A 15,610-nucleotide genomic window follows, 5' to 3' on the forward strand; every position below is an offset into this window, starting at 1 on the left:
GATGGAGTGGTCGAGCAGTCAGTCGAGCAGTCAGTCGAGCGGTCAGCCGGTCGGTCGGTCGGTCGATCTGCGGATCCATGTGTACGTATGCGCATCCCCATTGGTATGTGCATACGCATGGATCACTCCTGGAGTGAACCACCCCGATGACCAGGACATTCCGCTTCCCCACCCCCGGCCCTCCGTGATCCCGGCCACACCTCCGCACCCGATCAAGGCCGACCTGTTCGCGCTTGTGATCGATAAGGTGTGGTGGCCATCAACACCATTCGAACGCAAGGGAACAGATGGGTAGACAGATACGGTGGACGGCCGCTCTCGCCGTCCCCCTCGCTCTCGGGGCGACTCTGCTCGCTCCTACGACCACCGCCCAGGCGGAGACGGTCGTTTCCGGGAACTACACCTCGGTCTTCAACTACCCGAGGCCCACGAGCGCCTACGACTACTCGATCAGCACCGGAGCCGGCGAGCTGATCGATCTCGCGGCGCCCGGTTCGACCCTGTACATGGGGATGTACTGGTTCAACAGCTCGGGCCTGCGGACGAAGCTCACCGCCGCCCAGGAGCGCGGAGTGACGCTGCGCATCGTCTCCGAGGAGGCGAACCGGCCCTCCAGCGACCTGGACCAGCTGGCGCTGACGGGCAACTCGACCCTCACGTGGTGCAGCCGCAGCTGCCTGGGCAACGGCTCGGGCGACACACGGGCGATCAACCACGACAAGTACATGGTGCTCGACGCGCTCACCGACGGCCGCAAGAACGTCGTCTGGCAGAGCTCGCAGAACCTCGCGGGCGGCCAGGACGGCGAGATCAACAACGCGGTCGTCGTGGCGAACAACGCGACCCTCGCCACCCGGTACCGCAACCACTTCAACGCCCAGGTCGCGCACTCCGGCGACAGCCTGCACACGACGTACGACCACACCACCGGCGACCCGAGCTCCCCGGTCGAGGCGTACTTCTCCCCGCGCGACACGGCCTCGGACGCCACGCACTACGGCAACGCCGACATCCTCGCCTCGTTCATCGACCAGGTCGACTGCGAGAGAGACGGCAAGATCAGGATCTCGGCGGCCGAGCTCGACCAGCGCACCACCCGCCCCGCCGTCTACGAGGCCCTGGAGGCCAAGAAGACCGAGGGCTGTGCCATCGACGCGAACGCCCGCGACCTCAGTGACGGCGGCGGCAACAACGGCATCAACGAGCTGGCCGGTCTCGACATCCCGGCCTACGGCAACCGCCCCGGCGGCTGCCGCTACAAGGCCACGGCCACGTCGTCCTGCAACCGCGGCACCGTGCACTCCAAGTACCTGCTGACGGAGTGGAAGAAGGCCGACGGCACCCAGGTGCAGCACGTGTACACGGGCTCCCACAACTGGACCGCCGGCTCGCTGAAGACCAACGACGAGACGATCCTGCGCATCGACGACGCGGGCACCTACCAGGCGTTCGTCGCCAACTTCAACAAGGCCCGCGCCCTCGTGGTCGACATCGACTCCACGAAGTACGGCTCGACGTCCCAGCACTACTCCCGCGTCAACGTGAACGCCAACGGCGACCAGCACTACAGCGCCGTCGCCTCCGGTGGCACCTCCGCCGTCTACACGGCGGTCGTGTACGAGCAGGGCGACCGGCACGACGCCTCGGACACCGAGCTGGGCACCGACGTGTACATCCGCATGTACAAGGACGGCGTACCCCTCTGGGACGAGAAGCTGTTGAGCAATAGCGGGACCGGTACCACCTGGTCGCACCAGAAGCCCGACGTCGGCGTGGACGACCAGGGCAACGCGACCGTCGTCTGGGCCAAGGACGACGACGGCAACAAGTACGCCGACATCGCCGTGCGCCGGATCACCCCGGACGGGACGGTCACGACCCTGCCGCGCCCCCACGCCTCCGGTGACGGGGATCAGCTGCGGCCGACGGTCGCCGTGGCCGGTGACGGTTCCTACGGCGTCGCCTGGGAGTCCACGGCCGACGGCTCGACGCTCAACCAGGTGTACGCGAGCAGCTGGTCGCCGACCGGTGCCGCGCGCTACCAGGACGTCCAGGTCAGCACGATCAACTCCGGTGCGGCCGGGTCCAACCGCCGGCCCGACGCGGCGATCGACGACGCCGGGAACATGGTGGTCGCCTGGGAGGAGGACGCGGACGGCAACGGCGGCCTCAACGTCGGGGTGGCGAAGCTGAACACCTCGGGCGGCTTCGCTGTGGCGCGCAAGTCGGCCAACTCGCTCACGGACGGGCAGCAGATCAGGCCCGCGGTGGCCTCGGCCGGTGACGGCCGGTTCGTCGTGGCGTGGACGGACGAGTACACCACCGGCACCGGCACTCTGGTCCGGGACCAGCGGATCCAGCACCGCGTCTTCTCGGCGGCCGGCACCGCCGCGGCTGCCGACCGGCGGACCACCGAGGACGCCGCCGAAAGCGGCCCCTTCGTCGACGGCAAGCGGCCGATCTCCGATCAGGCCGACGCCGATGTGGCGGTCGCCGACGACGGCAGCTTCGTCGTGGCGTGGAAGGAGGCCTTCGACGTGCTCCTCGGCAACCCCGCGACCCTGTATGCCGGCCAGGACGACGTCTGGGCCCGCGGCTTCAACGCGGACGGGACCGCGACCGACCGGCTCGTTCCCACCCGGATGAACGTGGTGACCGGCGGGGGCCAGGGCGGCCCGGCCGTGGCCCTGGCCGCGAACGGCCGTCTGGCGCTGACGTACTCGGACGACTACGACGGCAACGGTCACAACGAGATGCGCCTGCGGGACGCGTTCAAGAACGCCTGATCACGCCCCGTCGGCGGAACGCCGGCGGAAACGCCCGAGGGCGGCACCCCTGGAATGGGGTGCCGCCCTCGTTCGCGTGATGCGAAGTACTGCGTGATGCGAAGTACTGCGAACTGCGACGTACTGCGAACTACCGAGCCTTGGCTGCTTGCGCAGGGGCTCAGAAGTCCATGTCACCGCCCGGCATGCCGCCACCGGCGCCGGCGCCGGCACTGGCCTTCTCCGGCTTGTCGGCGATGACGGCCTCGGTGGTGAGGAACAGCGCGGCGATGGACGCGGCGTTCTGCAGGGCAGAGCGCGTGACCTTCGCCGGGTCGATGATGCCTTCGGCGATCATGTCGACGTACTCACCGGTGGCGGCGTTGAGGCCGTGGCCGACGGGAAGGTTGCGCACCTTCTCGACGATGACGCCACCCTCGAGGCCACCGTTGACGGCGATCTGCTTGAGCGGGGCCTCCAGGGCGAGCTTCACGGCGTTGGCGCCGGTCGCCTCGTCACCCTCCAGGTCCAGCTTCTCGAAGACCGAGGAGGCCTGGAGCAGGGCCACGCCACCACCGGCGACGATGCCCTCCTCGACGGCCGCCTTCGCGTTGCGAACGGCGTCCTCGATGCGGTGCTTGCGCTCCTTGAGCTCGACCTCGGTGGCGGCACCGGCCTTGATGACGGCCACGCCGCCGGCCAGCTTCGCCAGGCGCTCCTGGAGCTTCTCGCGGTCGTAGTCCGAGTCGGAGTTCTCGATCTCGGCACGGATCTGGTTGACGCGACCGGCAACCTGGTCCGCCGAACCCGAGCCGTCCACGATCGTCGTCTCGTCCTTGGTGATGACGATCTTGCGAGCGCGGCCGAGCAGCTCAAGGCCCGTGTTCTCGAGCTTGAGGCCGACCTCCTCGGAGATGACCTCGCCGCCCGTGAGGATGGCGATGTCGTTCAGCATCGCCTTGCGGCGGTCACCGAAGCCCGGAGCCTTGACGGCGACGGACTTGAAGGTGCCACGGATCTTGTTGACGACCAGGGTCGACAGGGCCTCGCCCTCGACGTCCTCGGCGATGATCAGCAGCGGCTTGCCCGACTGCATGACCTTCTCCAGGAGCGGGAGCAGGTCCTTGACGTTGGCGATCTTCGAGTTGGCGATCAGGATGTAGGGGTCGTCGAGGACGGCCTCCATACGCTCCATGTCCGTGGCGAAGTACGCCGAGATGTAGCCCTTGTCGAAGCGCATACCCTCGGTGAGCTCGAGCTCCAGACCGAAGGTCTGGGACTCCTCGACCGTGATGACGCCTTCCTTGCCGACCTTGTCCATCGCCTCGGCGATGAGCTCGCCGATCTGGGTGTCGGCGGCGGAGATGGAGGCCGTCGAAGCGATCTGCTCCTTGGTCTCGACATCCTTGGCCTGCTCAAGGAGGGCACCGGAGACGGCCTCGACGGCCTTCTCGATACCGCGCTTGAGAGCCATCGGGTTGGCGCCGGCGGCGACGTTGCGAAGGCCCTCGCGGACCAGCGCCTGCGCCAGAACGGTCGCGGTGGTCGTACCGTCACCGGCGACGTCGTCCGTCTTCTTGGCGACTTCCTTGACCAGCTCAGCGCCGATCTTCTCGTACGGGTCCTCGAGCTCGATCTCCTTGGCGATGGAAACACCATCGTTGGTGATCGTGGGGGCGCCCCACTTCTTCTCGAGGACGACGTTGCGACCCTTGGGACCAAGGGTGACCTTGACGGCGTCGGCGAGCTGGTTCATCCCGCGCTCGAGACCGCGCCGTGCCTCCTCGTCGAACGCGATGATCTTGGCCATGTGAAGTGGTCCTCCCGGACTGGGGTGGAATCTCCAGGACCGCGCCCGCGCCCGCGACGGACGGCCTGCCGACCTCGTGGTTCCTTGCCCCACCCGGCCTGCGGGCCTCACCGACCCGGTCCTCGTTATCACTCTCACCTTCAGAGTGCTAACGCCAATGATTAGCACTCGACCCATGCGAGTGCAAGCGGCTCCGGATGATCCGCAGGTGGGAGCTGGTGGGAGCAGGCGGGAAGAGAGCGCACGGACGGCGCGGACGGGGTGCGGGCATGCCGAAGGGCCCGCACCCGGTGGGGTACGAGCCCTTCGGAAGAAGAACGTCGCTGCAGTAAGTCGGCGCGTGCTTCAGCCGGTCGCCAGTCGGACCATGTCCGCCTGCGGCCCCTTCTGGCCTTGCGAGATCTCAAAATCGACCCGCTGACCCTCTTCCAGGGTGCGGTAGCCGTCCATCTGAATCGCGCTGTAGTGGACGAAAACATCCGCACCACCGTCGACCGCGATGAAGCCGTACCCCTTCTCCGCGTTGAACCATTTGACGGTGCCCTGAGCCATGCCTAACTCCCCTATTACTGGCCCTTGCACAGACCCGCACTTCGCGGATCCGGGTCAGACCTCACCCCCCAACGGTTGGGGGTGTGCGCCGGAACGCGTCGACCGCGGCTGAATGTATCCGTCCAACTGCCGTCTGCAACAGGTCAATCCGACGAGAATTCCGGGCACGACCGATCGGGAATATGTGAAGAATTCACGAAGATTCAGGGCAAGTCGGGCCCCATGAATGCCATAAAAGGCTCAAAAAGGTGGGGCACTTTGGCTACTTCTTGTCGGGCTTCGGGCGGGATCTCAATGCGCCCGGCGTGCGGATCGAAGCAGGTTCCCCAACTGTACCGCGCTCAACCATACAGAATTGCCCCCTCCGCTTCTCTCACGGAGGGGGCAATTCGATGAACTCTCGGTGACGGCAGTTACCGAAGGTAATTATCAGCCCTCGGCACGGCTCCCGACGGTCAGCCGCCGGCGACGGCGGGAATGATCGACACCCCGGCCCCGTCCGGCGTCGCCGTCTCCAGCCCCTGCTCGAAGCGGACGTCGTCGTCGTTCACGTACACGTTGACGAACCGGCGCAACTGCCCCTGGTCGTCCAGGACCCGGGCGGCGATCCCGGTGTGGTTCTTCTCCAGATCGGCGATGACCTCACCAAGAGTCGCCCCCTCAGCGACAACCTCGGCCTGGCCGCCCGTGTAGGTACGCAGGATGGTGGGGATACGAACGTTGACGCTCATGGGGTTGGACCTCCGTCGGAGTGGGTGGCCCCTTCAGGGGCGCGGGGAACGGCGCAGTCTTTGGCTCTTGGGGGCGCGGGGCAGTCTTTTGGCTTTTAGGGGCGCGGGGAACTGCGCGACCAGCCCCCACGCGCCCGCAGGATGAAACGACTAGCCGAGCCCAGCCTCACGGAAAGAATCCAGGTTCGGCCGGATCGTCGCGGTCAGCCCCGTGTCGGAAGCAACCGCATCCAGCGTCTTCAGACCATCACCCGTGTTGAGCACAACAGTGGTCAGACTCGGATCCAGCAGACCGTTCTCGATCAGCTTCTTCGCCACCCCCACCGTCACACCACCGGCGGTCTCCGCGAAGATCCCCTCGGTCCGCGCCAGCAACTTGATCGCGTCGACCACCTGCTCGTCATTCACGTCCTCGACAGCCCCACCCGTACGCCGGGCGATATCGAGAACGTAAGGACCATCCGCCGGGTTACCGATCGCCAGCGACTTCGCGATCGTGTTCGGCTTCTGCGGCCGTACGACGTCGTGCCCGGCCTTGTACGCCACGGACACCGGCGAACAGCCCTCGGCCTGCGCACCGAAGATCTTGTACGGCTTGTCCTCGACCAGCCCGAGCTTGATCAGCTCCTGCAGACCCTTGTCGATCTTCGTGAGCTGCGAGCCCGAGGCGATGGGCACGACGAGCTGGTCGGGCAGCTGCCAGCCGAGCTGCTCACAGATCTCGTACGCCAGGGTCTTGGAACCCTCCGCGTAGTACGGCCGCAGGTTGACGTTGACGAAGCCCCAGCCCTCGCCGGCCGGGTCGCCGATCAGCTCGGAGCAGAAACGGTTCACGTCGTCGTAGTTGCCCTCGATGCCGACGAGCTCGCCGCCGTAGACCGCGGCCATGACGACCTTGCCCTGCTCCAGGTCGTGCGGGATGAACACACAGGACCGGAAGCCGGCGCGCGCGGCGGCGGCGCCCACCGCGCCGGCGAGGTTGCCGGTGGAGGAGCAGGAGAGCGTGGTGAAGCCGAAGGCACGCGCGGCCTCCAGCGCCTGGGCGACGACCCGGTCCTTGAAGGAGTGCGTCGGATTGCCGGAGTCGTCCTTCACGAAGAGCTTGCCGGCGTCGACACCCAGCTCGCGCGCGAGGTTGTCGGCCTGGACGAGCTTGGTCCAGCCGGGGTTGATGTTCGGCTTGTCGGCCACGTCCGCGGGGACGGGCAGCAGCGGCGCGTACCGCCAGATGTTCGCGGGGCCCGCCTCGATCCGCTTGCGGAGTTCCTCGGTGTCGTAGGCCGAGAAGTCGTACGCGATCTCCAGCGGGCCGAAACACTCCTCGCAGGCGAAGACCGGACCGAGCGGGACGCGGTGGCCGCATTCACGGCAGGAAAGCGCGGCGGCCGGTCCGAGGTCGACGGAGTTCGCGGCGGGGGTGGAGTTCGTGGTGCTTGCAACTGTCTGCGCAGCCATGGAGGCGAGGCCCTTTCTCCTCATCTTCCTCACGACGCACTTCGCCGTGAGACGGATTTGGCACCTTCCCTAGCCGGGAGCCTCGCTGCGCTGATCGACGATGATCAGGACGAGACCGGCTGGAGGGTTGCCGGGGCTTCAACGGGCCGTATCCCTCTGCCCCTCTGGATGAGCGGTATTCAGTTGTGGTTCTGGTTCCGGATCTGCTTCCGGTTTTGGTTGTACACGCAACGACCCCCGACATGCGATGGTCATCAGCGTTGTTCAAGACTGTAACCGAAGGCCTGGATGGTGGAGAGAGCCGTCCGAACCGCGAGATGACAGTGACGCACCCGACAGTGCCTCGCGCCGCGCCGGGCACACGCATCCCAATGAACGCAAGGGAGAGCCGCACGTGCTGGAAGACGTCGAGCGCTGGCTGAGCACGCGCTCCTGGTCCGTCGAGGACCGCCCGCTCAAGCAACTCATCGCCGCGAAGCGTGCCACCGGCTCCACGGTGAGTGTCGTACTGCCCGCGCTCAACGAGGAGGAGACCGTCGGCGAGATCGTCGCGATCATCCGCCGTGAGCTGATGACCAGGAAGGTGCCGCTCGTCGACGAGATCGTGGTGATCGACTCGGGTTCGACGGACCGCACCTCCGAGGTCGCCGCCGACGCGGGGGCCCGTGTCGTGCACCGGGACGAGATCCTGCCCCGGCTGCCGGCCGTCCCCGGCAAGGGCGAGGTGCTGTGGCGCTCGCTCCTCGTCACCAGCGGGGACATCGTCGCCTTCGTCGACGCGGACCTCAAGGAGTTCTCGGCGGACTTCGTCTCCGGGATAGTCGGCCCGCTGCTCACCGACCCGGGCGTGGACCTCGTCAAGGCGATGTACGACCGCCCGCTGGGCTCCGCCGCAGGTCAGGGGGGCCGGGTCACGGAACTCATGGCCCGTCCGATCCTGAACATGCACTGGCCGCAGCTTGCCGGCTTCGTCCAGCCGCTGGGCGGGGAGTACGCGGCCCGCCGCTCCCTCCTCGAACAGCTCCCGTTCCCCGTCGGATACGGCGTCGAGCTGGGCATGCTGGTCGACGCGCTCCACCTGGTGGGCCTGGACGCCCTGGCCCAGGTCGACGTCGGCGTCCGCAAGCACCGCCACCAGGACGGCCAGGCCCTGGGCCGCATGTCCGCCGCGATCTACCGCACGGCCCAGCTCCGCCTGGCCCGCGGCCACATGATCCGCCCCTCCCTCACCCAGTTCGAACGCGGCGAGAACGGCTTCGAGCCGCGCACGTACTCGGTGGACATGGAGGAGAGGCCGCCGATGGCGGAGATCGAGGAGTACGTGGAAAGGAAAGCGGCGTAGCGCTCCGCGGGGTGCGCCGTTGTTGTCTGCGGCGCCGGTGGGGGCTGGGCGCGCAGTTCCCCGCGCCCCTAAAGGCAAAAGACTGCGCAGTTCCCCGCGCCCCGGGGGGGGGGGGCCCCGCCCGGGCCGACGCGCGCGCGCCCCGGGGGCGGGGGGGGGCCCCCCCCCCCCCCGCCCGCGCCGCGGCCCCCGCCCCCCCCCCCCCCCCCCCCCCCCCCCCGCGCCCCGCCCCCCCCCCCCCCCCCCCCCCCACCGGCGGCCAGGCGAGGCACACCTCACGCACCACGGCGAGTGGGAACGTTTGAGCGTTTACAGCGGGGGCTAGATTTCGTGTCATGGTCTCCACCCGCGGCACCCACAACATCCTGGTCGCCTCCAACCGCGGCCCGATCTCGTACACCCAGGACGAGACAGGCACGCTCACGGCCAAGCGCGGCGGAGGCGGCCTGGTCTCCGGCCTCTCCGCGATCGGCCCGGACGCGGGCGCCCTGTGGGTGTGCTCGGCCCTCGGCGACGGCGACCGCGAGGCCGTACGACGCGGGGTGGGCGAGGACGGCGTACGGATGCTGGACATCGACGCCGACACCCACGCCGCCGCGTACAACGACATCGCCAACTCCGTGCTGTGGTTCGTGAACCACCTGCTCTACCAGACACCGCTCGAGCCGGTCTTCGACAAGGAGTTCCGGCGCCAGTGGGCGGCGTACGAGACGTACAACCACGCCTTCGCCGAGGCGCTGGCCGAGGAGGCGGCGGAGGGCGCGGCCGTCCTCGTACAGGACTACCACCTGGTCCTCGTCCCGCGGATGCTCCGCGAACTCCGCCCCGACCTGCGGATCGGGCACTTCTCGCACACGCCGTGGGCTCCGCCGGACTACTTCCGGCTGCTGCCGGACGACATCGCGGCGAAGGTGCTCGGCGGAATCCTCGGCGCGGACCGGGCCGCGTTCCTCACCCAGCGGTGGGCGGACGCGTTCACGGACTGCTGTCACGCCGTCCTGGGCCCCGGGATCCCCTCCGGTACACGGATCGGGGTGCACGGTCTCGGGGCGGACGCGGACTTCCTGCGCGAGCGCTCGCACCGGCCGGACGTGGACGAGCGGCTGGCGGTCCTGCGCGAGCAGATCGGTACGGCTCCGGACGGCAGCGCCCGTAAGGCGGTCGTGCGGGTCGACCGGACCGAGCTGTCCAAGAACATCGTGCGCGGGCTGCTGGCGTTCCGGGAGCTGCTGGAGGAGCGGCCGGAGTGGCGCGAGCGGGTGGTGCACGTGGCGTTCGCGTACCCGTCGCGGCAGGATCTCGCGGTCTACCGCGACTACACGGCCGAGGTGCAGAGGGTCGCGGACGAGATCAACTCCCGGTACGGGACGCCCGGTTGGACCCCGGTCCTGCTCAACCTCAAGGACGACTTCGCGCGTTCCCTCGCCTCCTACCGACTGGCGGACGTGGCCCTCGTCAACCCCATCCGGGACGGCATGAACCTCGTCGCCAAGGAGATGCCGGTCGTGTCGGACGACGGTTGCGTGCTGGTGCTCTCGCGGGAGGCGGGGGCGTACGAGGAGTTGGGCGAGGACGCGGTCGTGGTGAACCCGTATGACGTTTCGGGCACGGCCCGGGCGTTGCACGAGGCGTTGACGATGCCGGTGGGTGAGCGGGCCGAGCGGACGAAGCGGTTGGCTGTGGCTGCGACCGCTCTGCCTCCGGCGCAGTGGTTTCTGGATCAGCTTCACGCGCTGGACTCGTAGGGCTGGCTGCCGCGGGTTGTTTGGACCGTGCGGGTCCGCTGCCGCTGGTCGCGCAGTTCCCCGCGCCCCTAAAAGCCAAAAGACTGCGCAGTTCCCCGCGCCCCTAAAAGCCTAGGGGGCCAGCTCGGTTGCCAGAGCTGCCAGTAGGCGGACCACTCCCTCCGGGCCGTCCACCACCAGGTCTGCCCGGTCCGACAGTTCTGTCACCTCGTTGCTGCCGCTGCAGACGAGGAGGCCGTGGACGCCGTCGGAGCGGAGTTTCTCCACGGCGGCGAAGGCGGGGAGGTCGCCGAGGTCGTCGCCGCAGTACATGACCGACTCGGCTCCGACGTCGCGTACGTACTCGCCGAGGGCGACGCCCTTGTCCATGCCGGGCGGGCGCAGTTCCAGGACCATTCTTCCCGGTTCGACGATCAGGCCGTGGCGGGCGGCCAGCTCGGCGAGGGGTTCGCGGAGGGCCTCGAAGGCGGCCTGGGGGTCCTGGGCGCGGCGGGTGTGGACCGCGACCGCCCTGCCCTTCTCCTCGATCCACGTGCCCTGCCAGGCGCCGATGGCGTCCAGGAACCCGGGGAGTTCGGCGCGGGCCTCGGCGACGCCGGGGTGGGGGGCGGGGGCCTGGACCGTGCCGGTGACGGCGTCCCAGCGTTCCGCCCCGTAGTGGCCGAGCACGACGAGGTGCTCCAGGCCCGGGACTCCGGCGAAGCCGCCGTGGCGTACGGCCACGCCGGCCGGGCGTCCGGTGACGACGGCGACGGAGGCGACCTTCGGGGCGAGTGCCGCCAGGGCGGGTACGGCGTCCGGGTGGGCGCGGGCCTGTTCTGGGTCCGGGACGATCGGGGCGAGGGTGCCGTCGAAGTCGAAGGCGAGGACTGCCCTGGTGGGCCGCGCGATGATGGCTTCGAGGCCGTCTCGGCCCGCCGGGGTCACGGGGGTCGGCATCGACGATGACTCGGGGTGACTGGCCATGCTCCGACCCTATCCGCGGCCGAGAAGTCTTTCGCCCCCGCCGCCCCTACCCATTCCCGTCACTAACTCAGGGGCTACGCCCCCGAACCCCCAAAAGATTGCGCAGTTCCCCGCGCCCCTAGAGGTCTTTAGGGGCGCGGGGAACTGCGCGACCAGCCCCCACCGGCCCGCACCCGAAAACGCACCCCCCACGGGGTCTGGGGCGGAGCCCCAGAAGGATGGGACGGGTAGGGGCGGCGGGGGCGAGAAAAAGCCCTCAGCCCTCCCTCTCGGCCCGCCGCACATCCCGCACCCGTCGCAGCCGATTGACCGTAACGGGGTCATGGGCAAGGGCCCGCGGCGCGTCCAGGAGGGCGTTCAGGAGCTGGTAGTAGCGGACGGGCGCCAGCCCAAGTTCTTCGCGTATCGCCCGCTCCTTGGCCCCCGGAGACGCCCACCCCCGCCGCTCCAGCGCAAGAACGGCAACCTCCTCGGAGGTCAGCTCCTGGTCATCCATGCCAGGCACGGTAGCCGCTACCACCGACAGAGTCAGGACGCGTTCTCCGACGCCGCAGCAGCCCTCTGCAGCTGCCCCAGAATCGCCGAAGGATTACCCTTCGGCCCCACCGCCTTGCCTATCTGCTGCTTGATGTCCGCGCTCACGGACGCCCACGACGTCTTGGCCACGGGATACAACTCGGCATTGGGCAACTCGTCGAGGAAACCGACAAGGTCCGCGTCGGACCTGTCCGCGGACATCGCCTCGGACGCCGACGTGGTCACCGGCAGCAGGTCGTACTCGTGCGAGAACTCGAGCACGTTCTTCTCGCTGTAGACGTAGTCGAGGAAGTGCCCGACCTGCTCCGCATGCCCGGGCTTCCTGAACGCCATCATCCAGTCGGCGACACCCATCGTCGCCTTGGACCGCCCGTTGATCCCGGGCATCGGCACCATGCCGAACTTCACGCCCTTCGCCGCGGCGGCCTTCATCAGTGTGGGATGGCCGTTCAGCATTCCGACCTCGCCGCGAGTGAACGCAGCAAAGGCCTCCGCACGGTTGAGATTCGCGGGCGCGACGGGTCCGGTGAGCCCCTTCTCGACCAGTTTCTCCTTGAGCCAGGTGAAGGTCTCGACGTTCTGCTTGGAGTCGATGCCGTACGACCCGACCGTGTCGGTGTAGCCGTCGCCGCCGCTCAGCAGCCACATCATCGTCTCGGCCTGCGCCTCCTCGGGGCCCAGCGGCAGCGCGTACGGATACTTCACGCCACGCGACTTGAGGACCTCGGCGTCGGACGCGAGCTGGCTCCAGCTCTGCGGCGGGGTGAGGCCCGCGTCACTGAAGAGCTTCTTGTTGTAGAAGAGCAGGCGGGTCGAGGAGGCGAACGGCATGCCGTACTGCGTCCGGTCGATCTCTCCCGCCTCGGTGAACCGGGTCACGAAGTCGGCCTGGGTGTTGATGGAGAGCAGGTCATCGGCCTTGTAGAGCTGCCCCTTGGCGGCGTAGTCGGCGTACGCGCCGATCTGCGCCATGTCGGGTGCGTCACCGTCGGCGACCATCTTCTTGACCTTGGCGTCCACCTCGTTCCAGGAGTAGACGCTCACCTCGACCCTGACCCCGGGGTTCTTCGCCTCGTACGCCTTGGTCAGCTCGTCCCAGTACTTCTGGGAGCTGTTCGCCCTGGAGTCGCCGTAGTCGGCCGCGACAAGCCTCAGCGTGACGTCCTCGGACCCGGAGGAACCGCCACAGCCGCCGAGGGCCGCCGTCATGCCCAGCGCGGACACCACCGCGATCGGACCTGTCACTCGCCGCTGCACCGCTGTCGCCCCACCCTTGTCGTCCCGCACGGCTGGTTCACACGTGCGATCCCATGCTTTCGATTCGCAATTTTCGCTCTAAGGTCTACACCACGTGAGTGGACTAGACCTCTCACGGGGTAAGGGGCGACACTGTACGCGTGAGACATGTCATCGCCCTCGACGTGGGCGGCACCGGGATGAAGGCCGCCCTCGTGGGGGCGGTCGACGCCGCGCCCTCCGGGGGGACACCCCCCGTGCTGCACCGGGCCCGTCGCGCCACGGGCCGGGAGCACGGTCCGGACTCCGTCGTCGAGTCGATCCTCGACTTCGCCGCCGATCTGCGCGCGCACGGCGAGCGCCACTTCGGCGAGCCCGCGGCGGCCGTCGGCGTCGCCGTGCCCGGCATCGTGGACTCCGACCGCGGCATCGCCGCGTACTCGGCCAACCTCGGCTGGCGCGACGTACCCCTGCGGGACCTGCTCAGCGCGCGGCTGGACGGAATCCCGGTCGCCCTCGGCCACGACGTGCGCACCGGCGGGCTCGCGGAGGGCCGGATCGGCGCGGGCCAGGGGGCCGACCGGTTCCTGTTCGTGCCGCTCGGCACCGGCATCGCGGGCGCGATCGGCATCGACGGCCGGGTGGAGTCGGGCGCGCACGGCTTCGCGGGCGAGATCGGCCACATCGTCGTACGCCCCGGCGGCACCCCCTGCCCATGCGGACAGCACGGCTGTCTGGAGCGGTTCGCGTCCGCCGCGGCGGTCAGCGAGGCCTGGGCCGAGGCGTCCGGCGACCCGGAGGCGGACGCGGCGGACTGCGCGAAGGCCGTCGAGTCCGGGGACCCCCGGGCCCTGGTGGTCTGGCAGGAGGCCGTGGACGCGCTGGCCGACGGGCTCGTCACCGCGCTCACCCTGCTGGACCCGCGCACCCTGATCATCGGTGGCGGTCTCGCCGAGGCCGGGGAAACCTTGTTCACACCGCTGCGAGCCGCGGTCGAGCGACGCGTCACCTTCCAGAAACTCCCGTCCATCGTCCCCGCGGCACTGGGCGACACGGCCGGCTGCCTGGGCGCGGGCCTCCTGGCCTGGGACCTGCTGGACACCCTTTCCCCTTCCAACCCCGCTTCGGAGGTAACCACCCGATGACCATGAACCGGGTTCACGACAGCGCCCCGAAAGGGGCGCGGGGAACTGCGCGACCAGCCCCCGCCGACCCGCACGTCGTGGTCCTCTCCGGTGCCAACGTCGTACTCCCCACCGGGGCGGTGCCCGGCGGCCGCGTGATCGTCGAGGGCACACGCATCGCCGGGAGCGCTCCCGACAACACCCCCCGCATAGACCTCTCGGGCCACTGGCTGGTGCCCGGTTTCGTCGACATGCACAACCACGGCGGCGGCGGAGCCTCCTTCACCTCGGGCACGGTCGAGGAGATCCTCAAGGGCATCCACACCCACCGGCTGCACGGCACGACGACCCTCGTCGCCTCCACCGTCACCGGCGACATGGACGGCCTCGCGCACCGCGCCGGACTCCTCTCCGAGTTGGCCGAGCAGGGCGACCTCGCGGGCATCCACTTCGAGGGCCCGTTCATCTCCCCGTGCCGCAAGGGCGCCCACTCCGAGGAACTGCTGCGCGACCCGGACCCGGCGGAGGTCCGCAAGCTGATCGACGCGGCCCGCGGCCGGGCCAGCATGGTCACGCTCGCCACCGAACTGCCGGGCGGCATCGACTCCGTACGCCTCCTCGCCGAGCACGGCGTCATCGCGGCGATCGGCCACACGGACGCCACGTACGAGCAGACGGTGGAGGCCATCGACGCGGGCGCGACCGTGGCGACGCACCTCTTCAACGCGATGCCCACGCTCGGGCACCGCTCCCCCGGTCCGATCGCCGCCCTCCTGGAGGACGAGCGGATCACGGTCGAGCTGATCAACGACGGTGTCCATCTCCACCCGGCCTCCCTCCAGCTGGCGTTCCATCACGCGGGCGGCGACCGAGTGGCGTTCATCACGGACGCGATGGACGCGGCGGGCTTCGGCGACGGGCGGTACATGCTCGGCCCGCTGGAGGTCGAGGTCAGTGAGGGTGTGGCGCGGCTCGTGGAGGGCGGTTCGATCGCGGGCTCGACGCTCACGCTGGACCGGGCCTTCAAGCGGGCGGTGACCGTGGACCGGCTGCCGATCGAGGACGTCGTCTCGGCCATCGCGGCCAATCCGGCCAGGTCACTGGGCCTGTACGACCGGGTGGGCTCGCTGGAGCCCGGCAAGGACGCCGACCTGGTGGTGCTGGACGCCGACTTCGGGCTCAAGGGCGTGATGCGCCGGGGCGAATGGGTGGTGGATCCCCAACTGGGGTGATTCACCCCCGTGTTGCCGTACGGCGGTTGGCCCTGGGACTGGGCCGACCGCCGTTCCCTTTGGCATGATCGGGTCTCCGGAACAACCGGCAAGCGCGTTCCACGCGTCTACCTGA

Annotated in this window: 12 protein-coding genes and 1 riboswitch; of the genes, 5 read left to right on the forward strand and 7 right to left on the reverse strand. The window is 69.0% G+C overall.

Features of this window, described 5'->3' with window-relative positions; translation table 11 throughout:
* The first annotated feature begins 287 nt into the window (after nt 1–287).
* Entirely contained in the window at nt 288–2,786 is a 2,499-nt protein-coding gene (locus ACIBEI_RS44735) for a phospholipase D-like domain-containing protein (protein ID WP_398896829.1), read from the forward strand.
* A gap of 160 nt (nt 2,787–2,946) precedes the next feature.
* Here ACIBEI_RS44735 and groL read toward each other — a convergent pair whose 3' ends face one another.
* The 4 genes from groL to thrC form a co-directional block, all read right to left on the reverse strand.
* Entirely contained in the window at nt 2,947–4,575 is a 1,629-nt protein-coding gene (gene groL / locus ACIBEI_RS44740) for a chaperonin GroEL (RefSeq protein WP_143639626.1), read from the reverse strand.
* Nucleotides 4,576–4,920: 345 nt separating this feature from the next.
* A complete protein-coding gene (locus tag ACIBEI_RS44745; protein WP_007493268.1) occupies nt 4,921–5,127 on the reverse strand; it encodes a cold-shock protein in 207 nt (68 codons plus the stop codon).
* Between the two features lie 455 nt (nt 5,128–5,582).
* On the reverse strand, nt 5,583–5,858 hold the full coding sequence (locus ACIBEI_RS44750) for a ubiquitin-like small modifier protein 1 (RefSeq protein ID WP_398896831.1): 276 nt from the start codon (nt 5,856–5,858) through the stop codon (nt 5,583–5,585).
* Nucleotides 5,859–6,008: 150 nt separating this feature from the next.
* On the reverse strand, nt 6,009–7,313 hold the full coding sequence (thrC, locus tag ACIBEI_RS44755) for a threonine synthase (RefSeq protein WP_398896832.1): 1,305 nt from the start codon (nt 7,311–7,313) through the stop codon (nt 6,009–6,011).
* A 17-nt stretch (nt 7,314–7,330) separates the two neighbouring features.
* A riboswitch (SAM riboswitch) is annotated at nt 7,331–7,488 on the reverse strand.
* A 219-nt stretch (nt 7,489–7,707) separates the two neighbouring features.
* Here thrC and ACIBEI_RS44760 point away from each other — a divergent pair.
* Both ACIBEI_RS44760 and ACIBEI_RS44765 read left to right on the forward strand, forming a co-directional pair.
* Entirely contained in the window at nt 7,708–8,655 is a 948-nt protein-coding gene (locus ACIBEI_RS44760; RefSeq protein ID WP_398896833.1) for a glucosyl-3-phosphoglycerate synthase, read from the forward strand.
* A gap of 335 nt (nt 8,656–8,990) precedes the next feature.
* Nucleotides 8,991–10,400 carry a trehalose-6-phosphate synthase gene (locus tag ACIBEI_RS44765; RefSeq protein ID WP_398896834.1) on the forward strand — a complete coding sequence of 470 codons (1,410 nt, stop codon included), beginning with the start codon at nt 8,991–8,993 and terminating at the stop codon, nt 10,398–10,400.
* Nucleotides 10,401–10,511: 111 nt separating this feature from the next.
* On the opposite strand, the gene otsB is transcribed toward ACIBEI_RS44765, so the two are convergent.
* From otsB to ACIBEI_RS44780, 3 genes are all read right to left on the reverse strand, one after another.
* Nucleotides 10,512–11,366 carry a trehalose-phosphatase gene (gene otsB, locus ACIBEI_RS44770; protein ID WP_398896835.1) on the reverse strand — a complete coding sequence of 285 codons (855 nt, stop codon included), beginning with the start codon at nt 11,364–11,366 and terminating at the stop codon, nt 10,512–10,514.
* A 256-nt stretch (nt 11,367–11,622) separates the two neighbouring features.
* Nucleotides 11,623–11,862, reverse strand: a complete 240-nt coding sequence (locus ACIBEI_RS44775; RefSeq protein ID WP_398896836.1) for a DUF3263 domain-containing protein — start codon at nt 11,860–11,862, stop codon at nt 11,623–11,625.
* A 32-nt stretch (nt 11,863–11,894) separates the two neighbouring features.
* Entirely contained in the window at nt 11,895–13,112 is a 1,218-nt protein-coding gene (locus ACIBEI_RS44780; protein ID WP_398896877.1) for an extracellular solute-binding protein, read from the reverse strand.
* 188 nt (nt 13,113–13,300) lie between these two features.
* Between ACIBEI_RS44780 and ACIBEI_RS44785 the strand changes: the two genes are divergently transcribed.
* A complete protein-coding gene (locus ACIBEI_RS44785) occupies nt 13,301–14,284 on the forward strand; it encodes an ROK family protein (protein WP_398896837.1) in 984 nt (327 codons plus the stop codon).
* Nucleotides 14,281–15,495: an N-acetylglucosamine-6-phosphate deacetylase gene (gene nagA / locus ACIBEI_RS44790; protein ID WP_398896838.1), complete on the forward strand. Its 1,215-nt coding sequence runs from the start codon at nt 14,281–14,283 to the stop codon at nt 15,493–15,495. Before ACIBEI_RS44785 ends, nagA begins: the two co-directional genes overlap by 4 nt.
* Nucleotides 15,496–15,610 lie beyond the last annotated feature (115 nt).

It is taken from the genome of Streptomyces sp. NPDC050988, assembly GCF_044456225.1.
GTDB lineage: Bacteria > Actinomycetota > Actinomycetes > Streptomycetales > Streptomycetaceae > Streptomyces.